Raw genomic sequence first — 23,789 nt, 5'->3', positions numbered from 1 at the left:
CACGAACCTAAAGGAACAGCACATGAGCCAAAACATTCTTGCCCAATTCATGGCCGAACTGGTGTCCGGCCGCATCCGCGTGGTGGACCTGACCGAGACGCTGACGCCGGAATTCCCGACCATCGTGCTGCCGCCGGAGTTCGGCCAGGCCTGGCCGTTCCGCATCGAGGAGATCTCGCGCTACGACGAGCGCGGCCCCGCCTGGTACTGGAACAACTTCTCGTGTTCCGAGCACACCGGCACCCACTTCGACGCGCCGGCCCACTGGGTCACGGGCAAGGACCTGCCCGACAACACGGTGGACACGATTCCCATCGAGGCCTTCATCGCCAGCGCCTGCGTCATCGACTGCTCGGCGGAGTCCCGCGACAACCCGGACTTCCTGCTGACCATCGACTTCGTGAAAAAGTGGGAAGAGCAACACGGCCGCATCCCCGCGCGCTCCTGGGTGCTGATGCGCACCGACTGGTCCAAGCGCGCCAAGCCCGCCGACTACCTGAACCTGCAGGAAGACGGCGCGCACTCGCCCGGCCCGGATGCTGAAGTAGTGCCATGGCTGATCAAGGAGCGCGACGTGCACGGTTTCGGCACCGAGTCGATCGGCACGGATACCGGCCAGGCCCATCACCTGAATCCGCCCTATCCCTGCCACTACTACATGCACGGCAACAACCGCTACGGCCTGCAATGCATGACCAACCTGGACCAGCTGCCGCCCACCGGCGCGGTGATCTTCTCGGCGCCGCTCAAGATCCGCAGCGGCTCGGGCAGCCCGCTGCGCGTGCTGGCGCTGGCGCCCAAGGCCTAAGCCGGCCGCACCTGAGCCGGCCGCGCCTGAGCCGGTCTCACGACAACAACAGGGGGATATCCATGACGCACACCAACGTCGCCATCGTCACCGGCGGCAGCGCCGGCATCGGCGCCGAAATCTGCCGCAGCATGCTGGACGCAGGCTACGAAGTGATTTCCATGGCGCGCCGCGCCGCCGACTTCAGCCACCCGCGCCTGCACAACGTGCAGGTGGACCTGCTGGACGCCGAGGCCACCGCGCAAGCGGGCGCCGAAGCCGCCGCCCGGTTTCCCATCAGCCACGTCATCCACAACGCCGGCGTCATCTGGCCCAACCTGCTGCCGCAGGTCACGCAGGAAGAACTGCACGGCCTGACCCAGATCCACCTGGGCGCGGCCATCAGCCTGGTGCAGGCCGCCCTGCCCGGCATGCAGGAGCGCAAGTTCGGCCGCATCGTGATGATGTCCTCGCGCGGCGCGCTGGGCCTGCCGACCCGCACCGCCTATTCGGCCACCAAGGCCGGCATGGTGGGCATGGCGCGCACCTGGTCGCTGGAGCTGGCGCCCTATGGCATCACGGTCAACGTGGTGGCTCCCGGCCCGATCCAGACCGACATGTTCTACGAGGTGATCGAGCCCGGCAGCGAACGCGAGAAACAGCTGGCAGCCGGCATACCGGTCAAGCGCCTGGGCCGCTCCGACGACGTGGCGCGCGCCGTCATGTTCTTCTCGGATCCCGCCAACAGCTTCGTCACCGGCCAGACGCTGTTCGTCTGCGGCGGCGCCAGCGTCAGCTCCATCACCATCTGAACGCGCATCGCGCGCGCTGCTTCGGGTTTTGACGGATAGGTAAGCACTGCGGACCAGGTCTACAGTGCGAGCCTGCGCACAGAAAGTTTAAGCAACAAGTATTAAAGCAAACCAAGCAAGCACAGAAGTACCGTTTTCTCCGTTTTCCAGCCGCACCCCCACCCTGCTCCCTATCCGGAGGTTTTGCCATGCTGTCGAAGAAACTCCCCCTGGCCGCTGCCGCCGCGGTAGCCGCGCTGTTCGCCCTGCCCGCCCTGGCCCAAGTCAAGGTCGGCGTCGTTACCTCATCCACCGGCCCGACGGCCCTGGTGGGGATTCCCCAGAAGAACACCGTGCCGCTGCTGCCGAAGAAGATCGGCGACCTGACCGTGGAATACATCTCGCTGGATGACGCCAGCGATTCCACCAACTCGGTGACGGCCTTCAAGAAGCTGATTTCGGAGCAGAACGTGGACGCGCTGATCGGCCCGTCGGGTTCGCCCAACGCCATGGGCGTGATCCAGTTCGCGGCCGAGGCCGGCGTGCCGATGCTGGCGCCGGTGGGCACCGCCGCCGTCGTGCTGCCCATGAACGACCAGAAGAAGTGGGTCTTCAAGACCACCCAGAACGACGACATCATTGCGCGCGCGCTGGTCGACCACATGGCCAAGACCGGCATCAAGACCGTCGGCTTCATCGGCCTGAACGATCCCTACGGCGAGAACTGGTACAAGGTCTTCTCGGGCCTGGCCGCCGAAAAGGGCATCAAGATCGCCGCCAACGAACGTTATCTGCGCTTTGACAGCTCGGTCACCGGCCAGGCGCTGAAGATCCTGGCCGCCAAGCCGGACGCCGTGTTGGTGGCCGCCCCCGGCGCCGCCAGCGTGCTGCCGCAGACCACCCTGTTCGATCAGGGCTACAAGGGCAAGTTCTACCAGACCCACGGCGCGGCCCTGCCCGACTTCCTGAAGCTGGGCGGCAAGAAGGTTGAAGGCACGGTGCTGGCCGCCAGCCTGATGCTGGTGCTGCCGGAAATGCCGGACAGCAACCCGTCCAAGAAGGTCGCTGCGGACTACATCGCCGCCTACGAAAAGCTCAACGGATCCAAGCCCGCCACCTTCGGCGCCAACGTCTACGACGCCGGCCTGCTGCTGGAAAAGGCCGTGCCGCTGGCTGAAAAGGCCGGCAAGCCGGGCACCAAGGAATTCCGCAGCGCGCTGCGCGATGCGCTGGAACAGACCAAGGAGCTGGTCGGCACGCAAGGCGTCTACAACATGACGGCTGCCGACCACAGCGGCTTTGACGACCGCGGCCGCGAGCTCATCACCGTCAAGGACGGCGCCTGGACACTAGTGAAGTAACCCCCCCGAAGCGCTGCGCGCTTCCCCCCCAGGGGGGCATGCCAGCGGACCGGCAGAGCCCGGCTCCGCGAGGTGGGCTCCCCCCGAAGCGCTGCGCGCTTCCCCCCAGGGGGCATGCCTGCGGACCGGCAAAGCCGGCTCCGCAAGGTGGGCTCCCCCCGAAGCGCTCCGCGCTTCCCCCCAGGGGGCATGCCTGCGGACCGGCAAAGCCGGCTCCGCGGCATCCCGAGGATGCGCAGAGTTTGCTCCGTAAGCGCGCGGATGGGGAATGATGTGCCTGGCTTGCTTGTCTGTCTTACCCGGAATTTCGCATGAATGCTCAGATTGCCCTGATACTCGGGCAGGACGGCATCACCAACGGCGCCATCTATGCGCTGCTGGCCTTGTCCATCCTGCTGGTCTTTACCGTCACCCGCGTGCTGTTCATCCCGCAAGGGGAGTTCGTCGCGTTCGGCGCGCTCACCATGGCCGCGCTGCAGGCCGGCAAGCCGGTGCTGCTGGTGTGGCTGCTGTTTGCCTTCGCGCTGGCCGAGGTCGGCGCCGATCTGCTGGCGCGGCGCAAGCGCCCCGGGCGCAACCGCGGCGCCTGGCGCATGGCGGTCAAGCTGGCCTATCCGCTGGTGCTGGCCGCGCTGTTCTACAACCTGCCGCTGGCCCAGCTGCCGATGGCCGCGCAGGCGCTGCTGACGCTGCTGCTGCTGGTGCCGATGGGACCGCAGCTGTACCGCTTGTTCTACCAGCCCATCGCGTCGGCCTCGACGCTGGTGCTGCTGATCGTCTCCATTGCCGTGCACCTGGCGCTGGTCGGCCTGGGGCTGCTGGCCTTCGGCGCGGAAGGCGCGCGCACGGCGCCGTTCAGCGACGCCAGCCTGGCGCTGGGACCGTTGAACGTCAACAGCCAGGCGCTTTGGGTGGTGGCGGTGTCGGCCCTGCTCATCGTCGTGCTCTACCAATTCTTTGAACGCTCGATGTACGGCAAGGCGCTGCGCGCAGCCGCCTTCAACCGGCTGGGCGCGCGGCTGATGGGCATTTCGCCGATCTTCGCCGGCAAGGCCACGTTCTTCCTGGCCGCGCTGATCGGAACGGTGTCGGGCATCCTGATCGCTCCGATCACCACCATGTACTTCGACTCCGGCTTCATGGTCAGCCTGAAGGGCTTCGTGGGCGCCATCATCGGCGGCCTGGTGAGCTATCCGCTGGCCGCGGCCGGCGCCATCCTGGTCGGCCTGATCGAAGCCTTCTCCTCGTTCTGGGCCAGCGCCTACAAAGAAATCATTGTGTTCACGCTGATCATCCCCGTGCTGCTCTGGCGTTCACTGAAAAGCCATCACGTCGAGGAAGAAGACGAATGAACCCGCGCCACATCCTCCTCGCATTCCTGGCGCTGCTGGCGCTGGGCCCGCTGGTGCTGCCGCCGTTCTATGTGACGCTGCTGAACTACATCGGCCTGTACGCCATGGTGGCGCTGGGCCTGGTGCTGCTGACCGGCGTCGGCGGCCTGACGAGCTTCGGGCAGGCCGCGTTCGTCGGCGTGGGCGCCTACACCACGGCGCTGCTGACCACCCGCGCGGACACGCTGCCGTCCTGGCTGGCATGGCTGGGCGCATCGCCCTGGCTGACCCTGCTGGCGGGGCTGCTGCTGACGCTGGTCATCGCCTATCTGCTGGGCGCGATCACGCTGAAGCTGTCGGGGCATTTCCTGCCGCTGGGCACCATCGCCTGGGGCCTGTCGCTGTATTTCGTCTTCGGCTCGGTCGAAGGCCTGGGCGGCCACACCGGCATCCCGGACATTCCCGCCATCAACCTGTTCGGCTGGACGCTGAACCAGGGCGACAACATCTACTACCTGATCTGGGCCTTCCTGCTGGTGGCGGTGTGGTCCACCCAGAATCTGCTGGATTCGCGCGAAGGCCGCGCCATCCGGGCGCTCAAGGGCGGCCGCGTGATGGCTGAATCGATGGGCGTGGACACGGCGCGCTCGCGCATGGTGATCTTCATCATCGCGGCGCTGCAGGCCTGCGCCTCGGGCTGGCTGTACGCGCACATGCAGCGCTTCGTGAACCCCAACCCCTTCGGCCTGCAGATGGGCATCGAATACCTGTTCATGACCGTCATCGGCGGCGCGGGGCAGGTGTGGGGCGCGCTGGTCGGCGCGGGCGTCTTCACCGTGCTCAAGCAATGGCTGCAGGACTGGATGCCCAGGCTGCTGGGCCAGACCGGCAACTTCGAGGTAATCGTGTTCGGCTTCGGCATGGTGCTGCTGCTGCACCGCGCCCGCAGCGGCCTGTGGCCGGTGCTGACGCGCTGCGTGCCGGTGAAGAAGCAGCAGCGCAAGCTGGACATGAATGCCGAGCCGCTGCCGCGCAAGCCCATGCCGCCGCGCGGCGAGGTGGTGTTGAAGGCCGTGGACGTGACCCGCAAGTTCGGCGGCCTGGTCGCCAACAACGCCATGAACCTGGAAATCCGCGCCGGCGAAGTCCTGGCGCTGATCGGCCCCAACGGCGCGGGCAAGAGCACCATGTTCAACCAGATCTCGGGCGTGGACACGCCGACTTCCGGCACGGTAACGCTGCTGGGCCATTCCGTGGCCGGCGCCGGCGCGCGCCGCATTGCGCGGCTGGGACTGTCGCGCACCTTCCAGCACGTGCGCCTGCTGGGCCGCATGAGCGTGCTGGAAAACGTGGCCATCGGCGCCCACCTGCGCGGCCATCGCGGCGTACTGCCGGCCGCCTGGCGGCTGGACCGCGCCGAAGAAGCGCGCCTGCTGGCCGAAGCCGCGCGCCAGGTCGAACGCGTGGGCCTGGGCAAGCATCTGCACGACGAGGCCGGCTCGCTGGCCCTGGGGCAACAGCGCATTCTGGAAATCGCCCGCGCGCTGGCGTCCGATCCCTGCATCCTGCTGCTGGACGAACCCGCCGCCGGCCTGCGCTACCAGGAAAAATGCGAACTGGCCGAATTGCTGAAGAAGCTGCGCGCCGAAGGCATGGCCATCCTGCTGGTGGAGCACGACATGGACTTCGTGATGGGGCTGGTGGACCGCGTGGTGGTCATGGACTTCGGCGAGAAGATCGCCGAAGGCCTGCCCGCCGAGATCCAGCACAACCCCGCGGTGCTTGAAGCCTATCTGGGCGGAGTGGAATGATGAGCGCGAAATTGCTGGAAGTGCGCGACCTGCGCGTGGCCTACGACAAGATCGAGGCCGTCTCGGGCGTCAGCCTGGAAGTGGGCGAAGGCCAGATCGTGACCGTGATCGGCCCCAACGGCGCCGGCAAGACCACGCTGCTGTCGGCCATCATGGGCGTGCTGCCGTCCAGCGGCCGGATCGTCTTCGGCGGCAAGGTGCAGGAACATGCCGAGATCGAGGAAATGGTGGCGGCCGGCATGAACCTGGTGCCTGAAAAGCGCGAGCTGTTCGCCGAGATGACGGTGGAAGACAACCTGATGCTGGGCGCGTTCCACCGTTTCCGCAGCGGCCTGCGCGACCAGGACCAGACACTGGCCGAGGTCTATGAACTGTTTCCGCGCTTGAAGGAGCGCCGCCTCCAGCTCTCCGGCACGCTGTCCGGCGGCGAACGCCAGATGCTGGCGGTGGGCCGCGCGCTGATGGCCAAGCCCAAGCTGCTGATGCTGGACGAACCCAGCCTGGGGCTGGCGCCGCGCATCGTGCGCGAGGTGTTCCGCATCGTCACGCGCCTGCGCGAGATGGGCGTGTCCATCCTGCTGATCGAACAGAACGCCCGCGCCGCGCTGCAGGTGGCGGACTATGCCTACGTGTTGGAAACCGGCGCCGTCACGCTGGAAGGCCCGGCCGCCCAGGTGGCGGAGGACCCGCGCGTGGTCGAGGTGTATCTGGGGCTGGGGCACGGAGCCCCTGCCTCGGCGCCCGCCGCCTGAAGCACCGGCAGGAGCCTGCCTGCGCGGCAGGCTTCAGGCCACGCCGCGGCGCCTGTCGCGGCGGTACATGGCATAGCCCAGCGGCCACAGGGCCGCGACCATGAACTTCGCCATGGGATTGGTCAGCTTGTAGGCTTGCACCGCCGTCGGCACGCCGGAGTGCTTCAGATGCAGCCGAAAGCGTGTGTAGCGCGCCGCGGCCATGATGAATTCGCGCGGGCGGTAGCGGAAGAATTCCAGGTGATGCTGCAGCATGTCCCAGGCCAGCAGGTACAGGCCTTGCGCGTTGTTGCTCACGGAAACGGCGCCCTGGCTCAGGGCGCCGGGCGTGTCGTGATAAGTCCGCACCACACGGTTGATGAAGCGGCTGAGATAACCCGCCCGCGCAATCGCCCACCACACCAGGCTTTCGGGCACAAAGCCTGCGACATCCTCGGGGAAGGGATACTTCCTGAGGATGTCGGTGCGCATACAGCCGAATTTCTCGCCTTTGATGCGATAGCGGAAATAGACGTCCACCGCCGTGCTGTCGAACACGTCCTGCGGATAGCGGTCGCCGACGATACTGCCATCGGGACGCGCGCACAGCCCCGTCACGGCCACGTAGGATTCGCGCCGCGCCGGCGGAATGCCGTCCCAGACCTCCTTGAACGTGGCCAGGGCGTCGGACGGCATTTCGTCGTCGCTGTCCAGGGCGACGATGAGTTCGCCGCGCGCCTCGCGCACGCCGCGGTTGAAGGCGGTTTTCTTGTGGCGGTTGTTCTGCCAGAAGTAGCGGATCGGAAAATCGGCGCGCGCCTGCCAGTCCAGGATGGATTCGTGGGTGTTGTCGGTGGAACCGTCGTCCACCACGACCCATTCGAAATCCCGGAAAGTCTGCCGGGAAAGCGATTCATATACCCGGTGCAGCGTGCCCGCCCGATTGTAGGTGGGCGTCAAAACAGTGAAAAAAGTTGGTGTGTCGGTCATGCCCACTGAGCCCCTTTGCGATGCGTCGAGCAAGCGCTGCGGTCTTGGTTTTGGTGTTTTCGCCTGAAGTTTAGGGGATATGCACGCGCGTTCCGGCCCTGTAAGGCTCAAATTTGCAATCAAATCTGACAAAAACGACAGTTGACAGGCCGTCTCGGCACTTTATCTGCCTTGGACGCACTCCTTAGTGGCGTACACTCGGGCGGCCAAAACCGGAATGCCTATGGAAGCTTCGACCGTCCAGCTCAATGACATCGCCTTGTTCGTGGAGGTTGCCAAGCGCAAAAGCTTCAGCATGGCGGCGCGCGCGCTGAACATGCCGACCTCGACTTTATCGCGGCGCATCAACGAGCTGGAACGCGCCATCGGCCTGCGCTTGATCAACCGCAACACGCGCCGCCTGGATCTCACCGAAGCCGGCGCGGCCTACATGCGGCGCTGCCAGGGCCTGATCGACGAAGCCAGGTTGGCGCATGAGCAGCTGCAATCCCTGTCCGGCGGCCCTTCTGGCAACCTGCGGGTATCCATGCCTTACAGCCTGGCGATGTGGCTGCTGCCAGAAACCATCAACGATTTCACCGACCGCTATCCGGAAGTGGAATGCGAGTTCGACCTGAGCATGCTGACGGCCTCCGACGCGCAGGGCACGCCGTTCGACATCGTGCTGCGCTTCGGCAGCAACGCCGACTACCCGCTGGCAGCGGCCAGCGCCGCCGACATCAACGGCAACGGCGGCATGCATGGCGGCGCGGTCGTGCAGGAGCTGGTCTCCCTGGACAACTACCTGTATGCCTCCGACCGCTACCTTGAACGCCACGGCGAACCCGAAACGCCGGCGGATCTAAGCCGGCATCAGTGCCTGCGCACCACCATCGACGAGGCGCATTCGCACTGGACGCTGCGCCGCGGCGCGGTCAGTGAACGCGTGCCGGTCAGCGGCCACCTGGCGGCCAACAATATGAGCATCGCGGGCACCCTGGCAGGCCTGGACCTGGCGATCACGCGCATGCCGCACTGCCTGGCGCTGGAGCCCATCATCAAGCGCAATTCGCTCAAGCGCGTGCTGCCAGGGTGGTCGGTGGATCCGATCTCGATCTACGTGGTGTATCCGTCCAGCATCCAGCCGGCCAAGACCCGCGCCTTCATGGATTTCATTCTGCCCAAGCTCGGTCCGCCCCAGGACCAGGCATAGGCCGGTCCGCGCAGGACGAAAAAAAACCCGCCGGCGCGCCGAGCGGGTTTTTTTGATCTGGCCGAGCCTGGGCTGCGGCCGGACGCGTCAATTAGACGCGCTTGATCTTTTCCAGCATCTTGAAAACGCCCTTGGGCGACTTGACGAACAAGCGCTTGAAAGCCTTGCCCAGGCAACGGCGTTCCAGGGTGTTGCGACGCACGCGTTTGCGTTCAGCCATGTTGATTCTCCTGTTGAATTTGCGGAAATGTTGCCCGCACAACCGGATACTGGGCTGGCGGAAAATTCGGGTAACTTGGCATTTTAGCCTGAAATGCCCTGACGGCGCCAATGACGCGAAAATGCGGCGTTTCCGCCACGTTCGCGCCAGGAGCAGTCAAATGCGGGACGGAACACCGCCCAGTCAGCCTGGACAGTCGCCCGGCGATCAGCAGGAAAGGCTCTTCAGCCGCTCCAGCACCTGTTCCTTGCGCGGCAGCGGATCGACCGCGCCGTAGCCCAGCGTGGACAAGGCCGCCGCGGCATTGGCGTAACGCACGGCATCCTCCCAGGAGTCTCCCTGGCAGCGGCGCGCCAGCAGGCTGCCGGCAAAGCAGTCGCCCGCCCCGGTCGCGTCCACCGCATCCACGCGCAAGGCGGCCACGGGTACGCGGCGCTGGCCGTCGTCGATGATGGAGCCGTCCTTGCCCAGCTTCAGCACCACCACGCCGGTGGCGCCGGCGTCGCGGATCCAGTCCAGCGTGCGTTCCGGATCGTCGTTGCCGGTCAGATGCTGCATATCGTCCATGCTGGGCAGGAACAGGTCGGCCGTGCGCATGGTTTCGCGCAGCACGGCGCGGGCGCGGTCCACCGGCCACAGGCGCAACCGCAAGTTCGAGTCCAGGCTGACCTGGACGCCGGCCGCGTGCGCGCGCTCGATGGCGGCGAACACGGTATCGCAGGCGCTGGTGCTGATGGCCAGGCTGATGCCCGACACGTGCAGGTAGCGGGCGCGTTCGATCAGGCCCGAATCCAGGCTGGCCGGCGTCATCAGGCTGGCGGCCGAGCCGCGGCGCAGATAGCTGAAGGCATGGCCGTCCGGGCCATGCTGCACGAAGTACAAGCCGGTGTGGGCCTGCTCATCCACCTGCACGCCGGACGTATCCACGCCTTCGGCCCGCCACAAGTCCAGGAACTGCTGGCCGAAGGCGTCGTTGCCGACCCGCGTCAGATAGGCGCAGCTTGCGCCCTGCCGCGCGGCTGCGATGACGGCGTTGGAGGTGTCGCCGCCAAAGCCCTGCAGATACTGGCGCTGGTCCTGGTGCGTCTGGTTCAGCTCGACCAGAGGCTCGCCCAGCGCGACGATATCGAAATCAGCCATGGGCGGCCTCCCGGGTGCGGATGATCTGCGCCACCAGCGCAGCGGTGTCGCGGGCAGCGAAGGCCGCCTTGTCATAGAGATTGCTGCCGATGCCGACGATGGCGGCGCCGGCGGCGAAGTACGAGCCCATGTTGTCCTGGGTAACGCCGCCCGTGGGGCAGAAAATGGTGTCCGGATACACCGACTTGAGCGCGGCCAGGTGCTTGGGGCCGCCGGTGTCCGCGGGGAAGATCTTCACCACGTCCACGCCCGCGCGGCGCGCCGCCAGCACTTCCGTGGGCGTGAAGGCGCCCAGCAGGCAGAGCGCGTCGGCCGCATGCGCCAGGTCGACGATGTCGGTGGCCAGCGCCGGCGACACCAGGAAGTCCGCGCCGGCGACCAAGGCCTCGCGCGCCTGGTGCTCGTCCAGCACCGTGCCCACGCCCAGCAGCAGCGCGCTGCCGTGCTTGTCGCGCAGCGCCCGCAGCAGGTCGGTGACGCCGGGAATGGTCCAGGTCAGTTCCAGCGTGGTGCAGCCGGCGGCCACCGCGACTTCGGCCGCATAGGCGGCGGTGGCGGCGTCCGTGTAGCGCAGCACGGGGACGACCCGAGAGGCCAGCAGGGTGGAGAGCTTGGAGGCGAGAGGGGCAGCGGTTGCGGTCATGGCATTCCTTGGAGGCAGGCGGTCAGGCGCCGCCGGGCGATACCGGCAGGACGGCGAGTTTGGCCGCGGCGGCATCGCGCAGCCGCAGCAAGGGTTCGATATAGGCGGCTTGCGGGTCTTCGCGGCGCCGGAACAGCAAGGTACTGACGCTGACGCCGGCGACGGGCCGTCCGGCCGCGTCGCACACGGCCACGCCATAGCAGACGATGCCGGCTTCGTTTTCCTCGTCGTCGGTGGCGTAGCCGCGGGCGGCGGCCGCATCCAGCACGGCGCGGAGTTCGGGCAGGCTGGTCACGGTGCCGGGCATGCGGGCCGTCAGCGGCAGTTCGCGCAGCAGGCGCTCGCGCGACGCCGGGTCCAGCGCCGCCAGATAGGCCTTGCCGACCGCGCTGGAATGCAGCGCCACGCTGGCCCCGACACGCGAGGCCATGCGCACCGGACCGGGGCTTTCCAGCTTGTCGATATAGGTCATCTCGTGCCCTGCAGGCACGGCCAGGTGCACGGTTTCGCCGGTTTCATCGCGCAAGGCCTGCAGGTCGGGCGCCAGCGCCGCGCGCAGGTCGAACTGCGACCAGGCCCGGCTGGCCAGCGACATCAGGCGCGGTCCCAGGCGGTAGGCGCCGCCGGTTTCGGCCACCATGCCCTGTTCGGCCAGCGCCGCGACGATGCGGTAGACGGTGGGCCGGGGATAGCCGCAGCTGCGCGCCAACGACGCGGCCGTGGGCGGCTGGGGCGCATCCGCCACCGCCTGCAGCACCGTCATGAATTTGGCGAACGCCGCAGCGCCCGGGACCTTGGTTTCCAGCAATGTTGTCTCCAGCTAATGGCTGCATGCCTTTAGCAATGAATCTACAGAATGCGCAACGCCGACAGCGCGAAATTCAGACGAATCTGCGATACTGTTTATTTGTACAGCTAGTGAGCATCCGTTCTGTCCACATAGTGGACAATTGACTCACAATATAGTCAATTATTCCATATCGCCGCGCTCGGAACCAGCGATGGGTTGTCGCTCGGGCAGGCCTCTCCCCTCAGGCTACGATACCGTCCATGAGCTCCCAAATTCGCATCGTTGGCGCCCGCCAGAACAATCTCAAGAACCTGGACCTGACCATCGCCACCGGCGAGCTGGTCGTCGTGACCGGCGTGTCGGGGTCCGGCAAAAGTTCGCTGGCCTTTGACACCCTGTACGCCGAGGGGCAGCGGCGTTATGTGGAAACCTTCTCGCCCTATGCGCGCCAGTTCCTGGACCGCATGGACAAGCCGCAAGTAGACCGCATCGAAGGCATCCTGCCCGCCATCGCCATCGACCAGACCAATCCGGTGCGCAGCTCGCGCAGCACGGTCGGCACGATGACGGAACTGAACGACCACCTGAAGCTGCTGTTCGCGCGCGGCGCCAAGCTGTATTGCCGCGGCTGCGGCAAGGTGGTGCGGCGCGACACCCCTGATTCCGTCTACCACTCGCTGGCCGAACGCGCCGCCGCCGCTGGCGATCCGCGGCTGGTGGTGACCTTCCCCATTGCGGTTCCCGCCAACTTCACCGAAGAGGAAGTGCGCGGCTTCCTGGAGCAGCAGGGCTACACCCGCGTGCACGCCGAGGAAAACGCGGCGCCGCGCGCAGCCGCCCCGGCCAAGGGCGCCAAGAAAGCCAAGGCAGCAAAAGGCAGCACCGAATCGCGCCGCATCCTGCACGTGGTCCAGGACCGCTTCCGCTTTGCCGGCACCGAACGCGAACGCATCATGGAAGCGCTGGACACGGCGTTGCGCATGGGCGCCGGCCACCTGGCCGTGTACGTCATGGACGCCGAGGGCGGCAATGCCCACATCTGGAAGTACAGCGACCGCCTGCACTGCGCCGACTGCGACATCGAATACACCGATCCGCTGCCCAGCAGCTTTTCGTTCAACTCGCCGCTGGGCGCCTGCGAAGCCTGCCGCGGCTTCGGCCGCGTGATCGGCATCGACTTCGGCCTGGTCATCCCGGACGAAAACAAGACCCTGCTGGAAGGCGCCATCAAGCCCTGGACGACCCCTTCATACAAGGAATGCCAGGACGAGCTGCAGAAGTACGCGCCCAAGGCCGGCGTGCCGCTGGGCGTACCCTGGAAGAAGCTGAGCGAAGAACACAAGCGCTGGGTGCTCTACGGCACGCCCGACTGGAAGGGCGGCAACGACGCCTGGAAGCACCAGTGGTACGGCGTGCAGCGCTTCTTCGACTGGCTGGAAACCAAGGCCTACAAGATGCACGTGCGCGTGCTGCTGTCGAAATACCGCAGCTACACGCCCTGCCCCACCTGCAATGGCGCGCGCCTGAAGCCCGACGCGCTGCTCTGGCGCCTGGGCACCAAGGAAGAAGCCGACACCGTGCTGCCGCCTGACGACGGCCGCTACAAGCGCTTCATGCCGGTGAGCGCCAACTGGAGCCGCGAACAGCTCGACAACCTGGGCGGCCTGTCCATCCATGACGTGATGCTGCTGCCGATCGAACGCGTGCGGATCTTCTTCGACACGCTGTCGTTCTCCGGCGCGCTGGACGCCGCCACCGACCTGCTCATGACAGAAGTGCGCGCGCGCCTCAAGTTCCTGTGCGACGTGGGCCTGGGCTACCTGACGCTGGACCGCCAGAGCCGCACCTTGTCGGGCGGCGAAGTGCAGCGCATCAACCTGACCACGGCGCTGGGCACCTCGCTGGTGAACACGCTTTTCGTGCTGGACGAGCCTTCCATCGGCCTGCACCCGCGCGACATGCACCGCGTGGTCGAAGTCATGCACCGCCTGCGCAACGCCGGCAACACGCTGGTGGTGGTGGAGCACGACCCGCAGGTCATGGTGGCCGCGGACCGCATCATCGACATCGGTCCCGGCCCCGGCGAGCGCGGCGGCCAGATCGTCTTCGACGGCACGCCGTCCCAATTGCGCGCGGCGCGCACGCTGACGGGCGACTACCTGGGCGGCCGCCAGCGCGTGGAAGCGCCGCGCCCCATGCCGGTGGCGGCGAACACGCCGCGCCTGCTGCTGGAAGGCGTCAGCGCGCACAATCTGAAGAACGTCTCCGTCGAACTGCCGTTGGGCCGCCTGGTCTGCGTGACAGGCGTATCCGGCTCCGGCAAGTCCACGCTGGTACAGGACGTGCTCTACCCCGCCCTGCTGAAGCAGAAGGGCAAGCCCTCGGAAGCGCCCGGCGCCTTCGAACGCCTGCTGGGCGCCGAACAGATCGCCGACGTGGTCATGGTGGACCAGACCCCCATCGGCAAGACGGCGCGCTCCAACCCGGCCAGCTACGTGGGCGCGTTCGATGCGATCCGCAAGCTGTTCGCGCAAGCGCCGCTGGCGCGCGAGCGCGCCTACACGGCCGGCACCTTCAGCTTCAACGGCGGCGACGGCCGCTGCCCCACTTGCGGCGGCACCGGCTTCGAACACGTGGAAATGCAGTTCCTGTCCGACGTCTACCTGCGCTGCCCGGATTGCGACGGCAAGCGCTTCCGCCCCGAAGTGCTGGAAGTGCGCGTCGAACACCTGGGCAAGAGCGCGTCCATCGACGAAGTGCTGGAGATGACGGTCAGCGAGGCGCTGGACTTCTTCAAGGGCCTGCGCGACGTGCAGACGGGCCTGGCGCCGCTGGCCGACGTGGGCCTGGAATACGTGCGGCTGGGCCAGCCCGTGCCCACTCTGTCGGGCGGCGAGGCGCAGCGCCTGAAGCTGGCCGGCCACCTGGCCGAAGCCGCGCGCAGCGGAATCTCCACCGCCAAGGTTGCCAAGAAGGGCAGCCTGTTCCTGTTCGACGAACCCACCACCGGCCTGCACTTCGACGACGTGGCGCGGCTGATGCGCGCGTTCCGCAAGCTGCTGGCCGCCGGCCACACGCTGCTGGTGATCGAGCACAACCTGGACGTGATCCGCGCGGCCGACTGGCTGATCGACCTGGGCCCCGAAGGCGGCGACGCCGGCGGCCTGGTCATCGGCACCGGCACGCCGCAGGACCTGATGGACAACCCCAAGTCGCACACGGGTGCCGCCCTGCGCGACTATGAAGTCAGCATCCTGCCGGCGGACGTGGTCGTAAGCACCGACGCCGACGCGCAGGAAGTCGAGCAGGCCGGCCTGACCGCCCGCATCGCCGAGCCCGGCGAAGCCTACGGCGCAGACGTGGGCCGCCCGTTGCAGTCGCTGATGCGCGAGCGGCGCCAGGCCAATATGGCGATCGAAATCCGCAACGCGCGCGAACACAACCTGAAGAACGTCAGCGTGGAAATCCCGCGTGACAAGTTCACCGTCATCACCGGCGTGTCCGGCTCGGGCAAGTCCACGCTGGCCTTCGACATCCTGTTCAACGAAGGGCAGCGGCGCTATCTGGAATCGCTCAACGCCTACGCCCGCGCCATCGTGCAGCCAGCCGGCAAGCCGGACGTGGACGCCATCTTCGGCATCCCGCCCACGGTCGCCATCGAGCAGCGCACCAGCCGCGGCGGACGCAAGTCCACCGTGGCCACGATGACGGAAATCCACCATTTCCTGCGCCTGCTGTACGTCAAGCTGGGCACGCAGTACTGCCCGGACTGCAATGTCGCGGTGGAGCCGCAGAATACGGACCAGATCGTGGCGCGCCTGCTGCGCGAGCACAAGGGCGAGCACATCGGCCTGCTGGCGCCGCTGGTCACCGCCCGCAAGGGCTATTACACGGACCTGGCCAAATGGGCCGGCTCCAAGGGCCATTCGCACCTGCGCGTGGACGGCGAGTTCATTCCCGTGGCCCCGTGGCCGCGGCTGGACCGCTACAAGGAACACACCATCGAGCTGCCGATCGCGGACGTGGTGGTGGACCCGGCCAATGAAGCCGAGCTGCGCGCCGCGGTCAAGAACGCGCTGGAAAACGGCCAGGGCGTGATGTCCGTGGTGTGGCCCGTGAACAAGCTGCACGAGGCGCTGGACAGCGACCTGCAGCAGCAGCACTTCTCGGTCAAGCGCGCCTGCCCGTCTTGCGGCACCAGCTTCCCCGAACCGGATCCGCGCCTGTTCTCGTACAACTCCAAGCACGGCTGGTGCACCGGCTGCTACGGCACCGGCCTGCAGCTGCAAGGCTTCGACGAAGAGCAGACCGGCGAGGAAACCGCCTGGAACGCCTGGTACGAAGGCGAGGCCAAGCCCTGCACGCAATGCGACGGACAGCGCCTGAACCGCGTGGCCCGCGCCGTGCGCTGGCGCGACAAGTCCATCGCCGAACTCGCCTCGCTGCCGGTGTCGGACGCGCATACCTTCTTCACCGGGCTGGTGGCGCGCGGCCGCGAAGGCGAGATCGCCCGCGACATCCTTACGGAAATCCGCGGACGCCTGAACTTCATGCAGGAAGTCGGCCTGAACTACCTGGCGCTGGACCGGGCCGCGCCCACGCTGTCCGGCGGCGAAGCGCAGCGCATCCGCCTGGCCGCGCAGCTGGGTTCCAACCTGCAGGGCGTCTGCTACGTGCTGGACGAACCGACCATCGGCCTGCACCCGCGCGACAACCGCATCCTGCTGGACGCGCTGGCGCGCCTGGAAGGCAACGGCAACACGCTGGTGGTGGTGGAACACGACGACGACACCATCCGCCGCGCCTCGCACATCATCGACATCGGACCGGGCGCGGGCATCCGCGGCGGCCGCGTGGTGGCCCAGGGCAGCGCGCAGGACCTGATCGAAGCGCCCGAATCGGTCACCGGCCGCTATCTGGCCAAACCCTTGCAGCACCCGCTGCAAGGCCGCCGCCCGGTCGAGGCCGATACGCCCATGATCGAAATCAAGGGCGCGCGCCTGCACAACCTGCGCAGCGTCGACGCGAAGATTCCGGTGGGCCGCCTGAGCGTGGTGACCGGCGTGTCGGGTTCGGGCAAATCCACCCTGGCGCGCGAAGTGCTGCTGGACAACCTGATGCAGGCCGTGTCGCAAGGCAAGGCGCCGGGCTGGGCGGGCTGCGACAGCATCAAGGGCTGGGAAGCCATCGACCGCGTGCTGGAAGTGGACCAGACGCCCATCGGCAAGACGCCGCGCTCCTGCCCGGCCACCTACGTGGGCTTCTGGGACGACGTGCGCAAGCAGTTCGCCGACACCCGCGAATCGCGCATGCGCGGCTGGACCGCGGCGCGCTTCTCGTTCAACACCGGCGACGGCCGCTGCCCGATCTGCGAAGGCCAGGGCATGCGCACCATCGAGATGAATTTCCTGCCGGACGTGAAGGTGCCTTGCGACGCCTGCAACGGCGCGCGCTTCAACAACGACACTCTCAGCGTGCAGATGCGCGGCAAGAACGCCGGCGAACTGCTGGCCATGGAAGTGGACGACGCCATCGGCTACTTCGCCGCGCACCCCAAGATCCACCGCCCGCTGCAGCTGATGCAGGACGTGGGCCTGGGCTATCTGACGCTGGGGCAGCCTTCGCCCACGCTGTCGGGCGGCGAAGCGCAGCGCATCAAGCTGGTGACCGAGCTGTCCAAGGCCCGCCTCACCGACGGCCTGATCAAGACCGGCCGCGCCTCGCGCATTCCGCATACGCTGTACGTGCTGGACGAACCCACCGTGGGCCTGTCGATGGCCGACGTGGAAAAGCTGATCCACGTGCTGCACCGCCTGGTGGAAGCCGGCAATACGGTGGTGGTGATCGAGCACAACCTGGACGTGATCGCCGAAGCCGACTGGCTGCTGGACCTGGGCCCCGAAGGCGGCACGGGCGGCGGCAAGCTGGTGGGCGAAGGCTCGCCCGAACACGTCATGACCCTGAGCGACCATTCCCATACCGGACGGGTCCTGAAGGAATTCCTGGCACATCAACAGCAGTAGGCAGCATGGAATGTCGTTTTGAAGACCGGCTGGCCGGCCGCGCGCTGCGGTTCGAGGGCTTGTGCTCGCGGATCGAGGCGCGCTCCGCCGCCGAGGTCGTCCCCGCGCTCGCCGCCATCGAAGCGCAGCGGCGGCAGGGGCGCTGGATCGCCCTGTTGCTGGACTACGAACTGGGCGAGTGGCTGTTGCCCGAAGCCGCCATGGCGCCGCCCGCCGGCCCCTGGACGCCGCCGCGCGACGACGGCAAACCGCGCCTGACCGCGCTGGCGTTCGAACGCCGGCAGGAGGAAACGCCCTGGGACGCACCGGACGCAGGCGCTGCGCCCGCCGCCATCAGCCTGCCCGCGCCGCGCATGACCGAGGCCGACTACGTGCGCCAGATCGAAGCCATCCGCGGCCTGATCGGTGACGGCGAGCTGTATCAGGTGAACTACACCCAGCCGCTGGACCTGCAATTCCAGGGCGACGCGGCCACGCTGTACCGGCGCATCGCCGCCCGCAACCCGGTGGCGCACGGCGCGTTCATCGAGGACGGCGAGCGCACGGTGTTGTCGTTTTCGCCCGAACTGTTCGTGCGCCGCGACGGCCCGCGCCTGACCACGCGCCCGATGAAGGGCACGGCCCCGCGCCACCCCGATCCGGCCGAGGACGAACGGCTGGGCCAGGCGCTCCTGGCCAGCGAAAAGAACCGCGCCGAGAACCTGATGATCGTGGATCTGCTGCGCAACGATCTGGGCCGGCTGGCCGAGCCGGGCTCGGTGCGGGTCGACGCGCTGTTCTCGCTGGAGCGCTATCCCACCGTCTGGACCATGACGTCCACGGTGTCGGCGCTGGCGCCGCACGCCTCGCTGGAAGACGTGCTGCGCGCGCTGTTTCCCTGCGGCTCCATCACCGGCGCCCCCAAGGTCGCGGCCATGCGCCGCATCCGCCAGATGGAAGCGGCGCGGCGCGGCCTGTATTGCGGCAGCATCGGCTGGCTGGCGCCGGACGGCGACTTTTCGCTGAACGTCGCCATCCGCACCCTGGTGCTGGACCAGGCCGGCCACGGCGTCTATAGCGTGGGCGGCGGCATCGTGCACGATTCAGACCCGGCCGAGGAATGGCAGGAATGCCACTGGAAGGCCCGGATCCTGCGGGCCTGAGGCCGCAGTCCGGATGTCCGGCGTCCCTGCGCGCCTGCAGCCATCGGTAGTAGGATAGAGCGCGGCCGCAGCGCACCTTTACCCCAGGAGAGTCCCATGCAACCCGAACTGATCGAGACCATCCTGGTCGATGCCGAACGACGCGTTCCGCTGCTGGCGCGCCATCTCAAGCGCCTGGAAGCGTCCTGCAAGGCCCTGGGCTACGGCTGGGGCGGCCGGGCCGTCGAGGCCGACATCATGATCACCGCGCTGGGCCTGGCCACGCCCGGGCCGCACCGGCTGCGCCTGCTGGTGGCGCGCGACGGCAGCCGCAACATCCAGACCGCGCCGCTGCCGCCTCTGCACCCCGCGCAGGAAGCCATGCTGGCGCCCGAAGCGCTGCGTTCATCCGAACCGCTGCTGCGCTACAAGACCACCTACCGCCCCTGGTACACCAAGACCATCGAATGGCTGCCCTCGCATCCGCACATCTTCGATCTGCTCTACCTGAATGAGCGCGGCGAACTCTGCGAAGGCAGCCGCAGCAACGTCTATCTGCGCCTGGATGGCGACTGGTACACGCCGCCCGTGGACAGCGGCTGCCTGCCCGGCGTGCAGCGCGCCGAACTGCTCGAAACGGGCAAGGTGGCAGAACGCGTCCTGACCCTGGCCGACCTGCACGCGGCCGAGGAAATCCGCCTGTCCAACGCGCTGCGCGGCTGGTTTCCGGTGACGCTGCGCGACGCCTAATCCGCGAACTCGTCCACCACCACCTGCCGCAGCCACTGGTTGGCCGGCTCGCGGTGGTTGCGGGCGTGCCAGAACACATTGATGACCGACTCCGGGATCTTCACCGGACAGGGCGCGGTCGCCAAGCCGAACGGACCGCAGGCGCAGTCAGCGAAGCGCTGCGGCACCACGGCGATCATGTCGGTGGCGGCAAGCACCGGCCCCACCGCAATGAAGTGCGGCACGGTCAGGCGCAGGCGCCGCTGGATGCCGGCCTGCCCGATCACCTGGTCGACCACGCCGTGGCCCGTGCCTTCCGAGGCGATGGCCACGTGCTCGGCCGCGCGGAACTGCCGCGCCGAGACCCCGGTGCGCGCCAGCGGATGGTCGCGGCGGAAGATGCACACATAGGGCTGGCGGAACAGCAGGCGCTGGAAGAAGCCGCTCTTCAGATCAGGCAGGAAGCCCATGGCCAGGTCGATGCGGCCGCGCTCCATCTCGTCCTTCACGTCGATCGAGGTGGTGCGCACGGTGCGCACCGTGACGCCGGGCGCGGCGCGGTCCAGCGCGCGCATCAGCCGCGGCAGGAAATAGGTCTCGCCCACGTCGTTCACGCCGATCACGAAGGCGCGACCGCTATGCGCGGGGTCGAACGCGGCGCGCGCGTTCAGGGTGCTGTGCAGCGCCTCCAGCGCGGCGGCGATGGGCTGCGCCAAATCCTGCGCGTAGGGCGTGGGCACCATGCCGCGCGAGGTGCGCAGGAAAAGCTCATCGCCCAACAGCTTGCGCAGCCGGCCCAGCGCGTTGCTGACGCCAGGCTGCGAAATGCCCAGGCTCTCGGCCACGGCCGACACCCGGCCGTGCTTGCGCAGTTCATTGAAGACGACCAGCAGGTTCAGGTCCAGGTCTTGCAGGTTCATGGGCTGCCTCCACCAATATTGATTTTGGTGATTTATCTCATCAAGCAGATTCTATTTATTTATTTCACTTTCTGCCCGATGATGCGAAAAACGCCAGCGCCCATGCAGCGCCGGCTCTGCAGGATCGCGCCCGCGGTCCGCCGAACCAAGGAGACACGCCATGCGTACCTGTACGCTGTCCGCCGCCGCGCCCCGTCGCCGGAGCGGATCATGAACGCCCCCGAGCAGCCCATCCAATTCGCCCCGCGCTGGCAGGACGACGGATCCCACCGCATCCCCTTCGGCGTCTATACCGATGCCGCCCTGCATCAGCGGGAAATGGAGCGGTTCTTCTACCGCGCGCACTGGAGCTACGTGGGCCTGGAGGCGGAGATCCCCAACCCGGGCGACTTCAAGCGCACCGCGGTGGGCGAACGCTCCGTCATCCTGCTGCGCGACAACGACGGCCAGGTGCGCGTGGTGGAAAACGTGTGCGCCCACCGCGGCGTGCAGTTCTGCCGCGAACGTTCCGGCAACCGCAGCGAATTCGTCTGTCCGTATCACCAGTGGAACTACGACCTGCAGGGCAACCTGATCGGCGTGCCATTCCGCCGCGGCGTCAAGCAGGACGGCAAGGTCAACGGCGGCATGCCGCCCGATTTCAAGCCGGAAGAACATGGCCTGACCAAGCTGGCCGTGGCCTGCCGCAACGGCGTGGTGTTCGCCTCGTTCGATCACGATGTCGAACCGCTGGAGGACTATCTGGGGCCGGACATCCTGCACTACTTCGACCGCGTCTTCGACGGCCGCGAACTGGTGATCCACGGCTACAGCCGCCAGCGCATCCCCGGCAACTGGAAGCTGATGCAGGAGAACATCAAGGATCCCTACCATCCGGGCCTGCTGCACACCTGGTTCGTTACCTTCGGCCTGTGGCGGGCCGACAACCGCTCCGAGCTGAAGATGGACCGGCACTTGCGCCACGCCGCCATGATCTCGACGCGCGGCCAGGGCGGCAAGGGCAGCGTGACCAGCGGCGTGTCCAGCTTCAAGGAACAGATGTCGCTGAACGACGACCGCTTCCTCGATATCGTGCCGGAGCCCTGGTGGAACGGCCCCACCGCCGTGCTGATGACGCTGTTCCCCAGCGTCATCATCCAGCAGCAGGTGAACTCGCTGTCCACGCGCCACATCCAGCCCGTGGGCCACGACGCCTTCGATTTCGTGTGGACGCATTTCGGCTTCGCCGACGATACGCCCGAGATGACGCGCCGCCGGCTGCGCCAGGCCAATCTGTTCGGCCCGGCGGGCTTCGTGTCGGCGGACGACGGCGAGGTCATCGAGTTCTCGCAATCGGGCTTCGAGCAGAAGCCCTGGCACCGCAGCGTGGCGGAACTGGGCGGCAAGACCGCCGAAAACACCGACCACATGGTCACGGAAACGCTGATCCGCGGCATGTACGCGTACTGGCGCCGGGTCATGGAGGCCTGACGATGCTGGACTTTCACCTCTACTACCAACTGACCTGCCTGTACAACGACTACGCCGCCGCGCTGGACGCTGAGGAATGGGAAAAGTGGCCCGATTTCTTCCTGGAAGACTGCGTGTACAAGGTGCTGCCGCGCGAGAACCACGAGCGCGGCTATCCGCTGGCGACCATGTCCTTCGAAAGCCGCGGCATGCTGAAGGACCGCATCTACGGCGCCACCGACACCATCTTCCACGATCCCTACTACCAGCGCCATGTGGTGGGCGCGCCGCGCGTGCTGTCGGTGCAGGGCGACCGCATCGAGTCCGAGGCCAACTACGCCGTGTTCCGCACCAAGCCCAGCCAATTGACCACGGTATTCAACGTGGGCCGCTACCTGGATGTGGTCCGGCTCGGTCCGGACGGGCTCAAATTCGAATCGCGGCTCTGCATCTTCGACAGCGAGCTGGTGCCGAATTCGCTTATCTATCCCATCTGAACAAGGAAACGACAGCAATGAGCACGCAATGGATCAAGGCCATCGCGCGGGACGAGGTGCCTGAAGACGACGTCATCGCGGTGCAGGCCGGCGGCCGCGAGATCGCGCTGTATGGCGTGGACGGCGAGGTCTACGCCACCGCCAACCTCTGTACGCACGGCAATGCGCGGCTGTGCGACGGCTTTCTGATGGGGCATGAGATCGAATGCCCGCTGCATCAGGGGCGCTTCGACGTGCGTGACGGGCGCGCGCTCTGTTCGCCGCTGCGCGAGAACATTGCCACCTATCCGGTCAGGATCGAGGACGGTGTGGTATTCGTGGCGCTGTAGCGCCTTTGTCAGACCGCGAGGCGCAGCGCCTCGTTCGCCGCCGCCATGCCCATGGCGGCCGTGACGGTCACGACCGAGCCGTAGCCGGCGCAGGACAGGCCCTGCGGCGCCAGGGTTTCTCCAGAGGCGCCCATGTCGTCCTCGCCTTCGGTGGGGCGGGTCCAGGCGTCGGGCAGGATGGCGGGCTGGTCGAACCACAGGGCGTGGATACCCATTTTCGGCACGCGCTTCAAGGCCTTGCCGTTCTGGTCGGAAGCCCGCGGAAAGCCATGCTCGCGGCGCAGCTTGTTGCGCAACTTGGACAGCAGCGCGTCGTTGACCGCGGCCGACAGGTCGCCGGCGCGCAGGGCCAGCGGATCGGTCTTGCCGCCCGCGCCGCCGCACAACAGCATGGGCACGCCGATTTCGCGCGCATGCAGAATCATCGCGATCTTGGCGGCGGCCTGGTCGGTGCAGTCGATGATGACGGAGTACGGGCCGGGCAGGACCTGGGCGACGTTCTCGGGCGAAACGAAATCATCCACCCGCGTCAGCCGGCACTCCGGATTGATCGCCAGCACGCGTTCGGCCATGGCATCGACCTTGGACTGGCCCAGCGTCTCGGTCAGCGCGTGGATCTGGCGGTTGACGTTGGATTCGGCAATGTGGTCCAGGTCGATGAGCGTCAACGCCCCTACCCCGCAGCGCGCCAGGGCCTCGACGGTCCAGGAACCTACGCCGCCCAGGCCGGCGACCGCCACATGGGCGTTGCGCAGGCGGGTCGGGGCTTCGGGGCCGTAGAGGCGGGAGAGGCTGCCGAAGCGGCGGTCGAGGTCGGCGGTGGGGTCGGGGGTGTTCATGAGGGCGTATTTTATTGCAGGCGGATGGTTGGGTTCTTAAGACGCCTGGCACGGCGGCGGCCGGGGTGGCGCGGGGCGTCGATAAGCCCGAGGGA

The 23,789-nt window shown here is 67.2% G+C and carries 20 protein-coding genes; 13 read left to right on the top strand and 7 right to left on the bottom strand.

Annotated features, from left to right (window positions below):
* Positions 1–22: 22 nt before the first annotated feature.
* From N5C88_RS29435 to N5C88_RS29410, 6 genes are all read left to right on the top strand, one after another.
* On the top strand, positions 23–808 hold the full coding sequence (locus N5C88_RS29435; RefSeq protein ID WP_059371594.1) for a cyclase family protein: 786 nt from the start codon (positions 23–25) through the stop codon (positions 806–808).
* Positions 809–870: 62 nt separating this feature from the next.
* A complete protein-coding gene (locus N5C88_RS29430) occupies positions 871–1,599 on the top strand; it encodes an SDR family oxidoreductase (protein ID WP_059371593.1) in 729 nt (242 codons plus the stop codon).
* A 188-nt stretch (positions 1,600–1,787) separates the two neighbouring features.
* Positions 1,788–2,939 (top strand): ABC transporter substrate-binding protein, encoded by a 1,152-nt coding sequence (locus N5C88_RS29425; RefSeq protein ID WP_118932375.1) that lies wholly within the window; start codon positions 1,788–1,790, stop codon positions 2,937–2,939.
* A gap of 311 nt (positions 2,940–3,250) precedes the next feature.
* Positions 3,251–4,291 carry a branched-chain amino acid ABC transporter permease gene (locus N5C88_RS29420; protein WP_059371591.1) on the top strand — a complete coding sequence of 347 codons (1,041 nt, stop codon included), beginning with the start codon at positions 3,251–3,253 and terminating at the stop codon, positions 4,289–4,291.
* A complete protein-coding gene (locus tag N5C88_RS29415; protein WP_059371590.1) occupies positions 4,288–6,081 on the top strand; it encodes a branched-chain amino acid ABC transporter ATP-binding protein/permease in 1,794 nt (597 codons plus the stop codon). Before N5C88_RS29420 ends, N5C88_RS29415 begins: the two co-directional genes overlap by 4 nt.
* The gene (locus N5C88_RS29410; RefSeq protein ID WP_059371589.1) at positions 6,081–6,833 is read left to right on the top strand and encodes an ABC transporter ATP-binding protein; all 753 of its coding nucleotides are present in this window, start codon (positions 6,081–6,083) and stop codon (positions 6,831–6,833) included. Before N5C88_RS29415 ends, N5C88_RS29410 begins: the two co-directional genes overlap by 1 nt.
* A 33-nt stretch (positions 6,834–6,866) precedes the next feature.
* On the opposite strand, the gene N5C88_RS29405 is transcribed toward N5C88_RS29410, so the two are convergent.
* Positions 6,867–7,802 (bottom strand): glycosyltransferase family A protein, encoded by a 936-nt coding sequence (locus N5C88_RS29405; RefSeq protein ID WP_280016754.1) that lies wholly within the window; start codon positions 7,800–7,802, stop codon positions 6,867–6,869.
* Between the two features lie 223 nt (positions 7,803–8,025).
* On the opposite strand from N5C88_RS29405, the gene N5C88_RS29400 reads away from it, so the two are divergent.
* A complete protein-coding gene (locus N5C88_RS29400) occupies positions 8,026–8,994 on the top strand; it encodes a LysR family transcriptional regulator (protein WP_118932377.1) in 969 nt (322 codons plus the stop codon).
* Between the two features lie 91 nt (positions 8,995–9,085).
* Here the strand turns inward: N5C88_RS29400 and N5C88_RS29395 are convergent, their stop codons facing one another.
* From N5C88_RS29395 to N5C88_RS29380, 4 genes are all read right to left on the bottom strand, one after another.
* Entirely contained in the window at positions 9,086–9,214 is a 129-nt protein-coding gene (locus tag N5C88_RS29395) for a hypothetical protein (RefSeq protein WP_006226408.1), read from the bottom strand.
* A gap of 207 nt (positions 9,215–9,421) precedes the next feature.
* Positions 9,422–10,354, bottom strand: a complete 933-nt coding sequence (locus N5C88_RS29390; RefSeq protein WP_118932378.1) for a sugar kinase — start codon at positions 10,352–10,354, stop codon at positions 9,422–9,424.
* Positions 10,347–10,997: a bifunctional 4-hydroxy-2-oxoglutarate aldolase/2-dehydro-3-deoxy-phosphogluconate aldolase gene (locus N5C88_RS29385; RefSeq protein ID WP_059371585.1), complete on the bottom strand. Its 651-nt coding sequence runs from the start codon at positions 10,995–10,997 to the stop codon at positions 10,347–10,349. The genes N5C88_RS29390 and N5C88_RS29385 overlap by 8 nt, the downstream gene beginning before the upstream one ends.
* A 22-nt stretch (positions 10,998–11,019) precedes the next feature.
* On the bottom strand, positions 11,020–11,805 hold the full coding sequence (locus tag N5C88_RS29380) for an IclR family transcriptional regulator (RefSeq protein WP_059371584.1): 786 nt from the start codon (positions 11,803–11,805) through the stop codon (positions 11,020–11,022).
* 242 nt (positions 11,806–12,047) lie between these two features.
* Here N5C88_RS29380 and uvrA point away from each other — a divergent pair, with 242 nt between their 5' ends.
* The 3 genes from uvrA (at position 12,048) to N5C88_RS29365 (ending at position 19,681) form a co-directional block, all read left to right on the top strand.
* Positions 12,048–17,810, top strand: coding sequence for an excinuclease ABC subunit UvrA (gene uvrA / locus N5C88_RS29375; protein WP_280016753.1), 5,763 nt, complete (start codon positions 12,048–12,050; stop codon positions 17,808–17,810).
* Between the two features lie 5 nt (positions 17,811–17,815).
* Positions 17,816–18,952, top strand: a complete 1,137-nt coding sequence (locus N5C88_RS29370; RefSeq protein ID WP_280016752.1) for an aminodeoxychorismate synthase component I — start codon at positions 17,816–17,818, stop codon at positions 18,950–18,952.
* Positions 18,953–19,048: 96 nt separating this feature from the next.
* The gene (locus tag N5C88_RS29365; RefSeq protein ID WP_059371581.1) at positions 19,049–19,681 is read left to right on the top strand and encodes an aminotransferase class IV family protein; all 633 of its coding nucleotides are present in this window, start codon (positions 19,049–19,051) and stop codon (positions 19,679–19,681) included.
* Here the strand turns inward: N5C88_RS29365 and N5C88_RS29360 are convergent.
* Entirely contained in the window at positions 19,678–20,580 is a 903-nt protein-coding gene (locus N5C88_RS29360) for a LysR family transcriptional regulator (protein ID WP_059371580.1), read from the bottom strand. The genes N5C88_RS29365 and N5C88_RS29360 overlap by 4 nt on opposite strands.
* Before the next feature lie 210 nt (positions 20,581–20,790).
* Between N5C88_RS29360 and N5C88_RS29355 the strand changes: the two genes are divergently transcribed.
* The 3 genes from N5C88_RS29355 to N5C88_RS29345 are packed head-to-tail and all read left to right on the top strand — an operon-like array spanning position 20,791 to position 22,855.
* Positions 20,791–22,050 (top strand): aromatic ring-hydroxylating dioxygenase subunit alpha, encoded by a 1,260-nt coding sequence (locus N5C88_RS29355; protein WP_059371579.1) that lies wholly within the window; start codon positions 20,791–20,793, stop codon positions 22,048–22,050.
* A 2-nt stretch (positions 22,051–22,052) separates the two neighbouring features.
* Positions 22,053–22,526 carry a nuclear transport factor 2 family protein gene (locus N5C88_RS29350; RefSeq protein WP_059371578.1) on the top strand — a complete coding sequence of 158 codons (474 nt, stop codon included), beginning with the start codon at positions 22,053–22,055 and terminating at the stop codon, positions 22,524–22,526.
* Positions 22,527–22,543: 17 nt separating this feature from the next.
* Positions 22,544–22,855 carry a non-heme iron oxygenase ferredoxin subunit gene (locus N5C88_RS29345; protein WP_059371577.1) on the top strand — a complete coding sequence of 104 codons (312 nt, stop codon included), beginning with the start codon at positions 22,544–22,546 and terminating at the stop codon, positions 22,853–22,855.
* 8 nt (positions 22,856–22,863) lie between these two features.
* Here the strand turns inward: N5C88_RS29345 and N5C88_RS29340 are convergent, their stop codons facing one another.
* Positions 22,864–23,694, bottom strand: a complete 831-nt coding sequence (locus N5C88_RS29340) for a tRNA threonylcarbamoyladenosine dehydratase (RefSeq protein WP_059371576.1) — start codon at positions 23,692–23,694, stop codon at positions 22,864–22,866.
* Between the last annotated feature and the right edge of the window lie 95 nt (positions 23,695–23,789).

The organism is Achromobacter sp. GD03932, assembly GCF_029839485.1.
Classification (GTDB): Bacteria; Pseudomonadota; Gammaproteobacteria; order Burkholderiales; family Burkholderiaceae_B; genus Achromobacter; species Achromobacter bronchisepticus_A.
The sequence above is the reverse complement of the archived record's forward strand: the minus strand, read 5'-3'. Positions and strand labels throughout refer to the sequence as shown.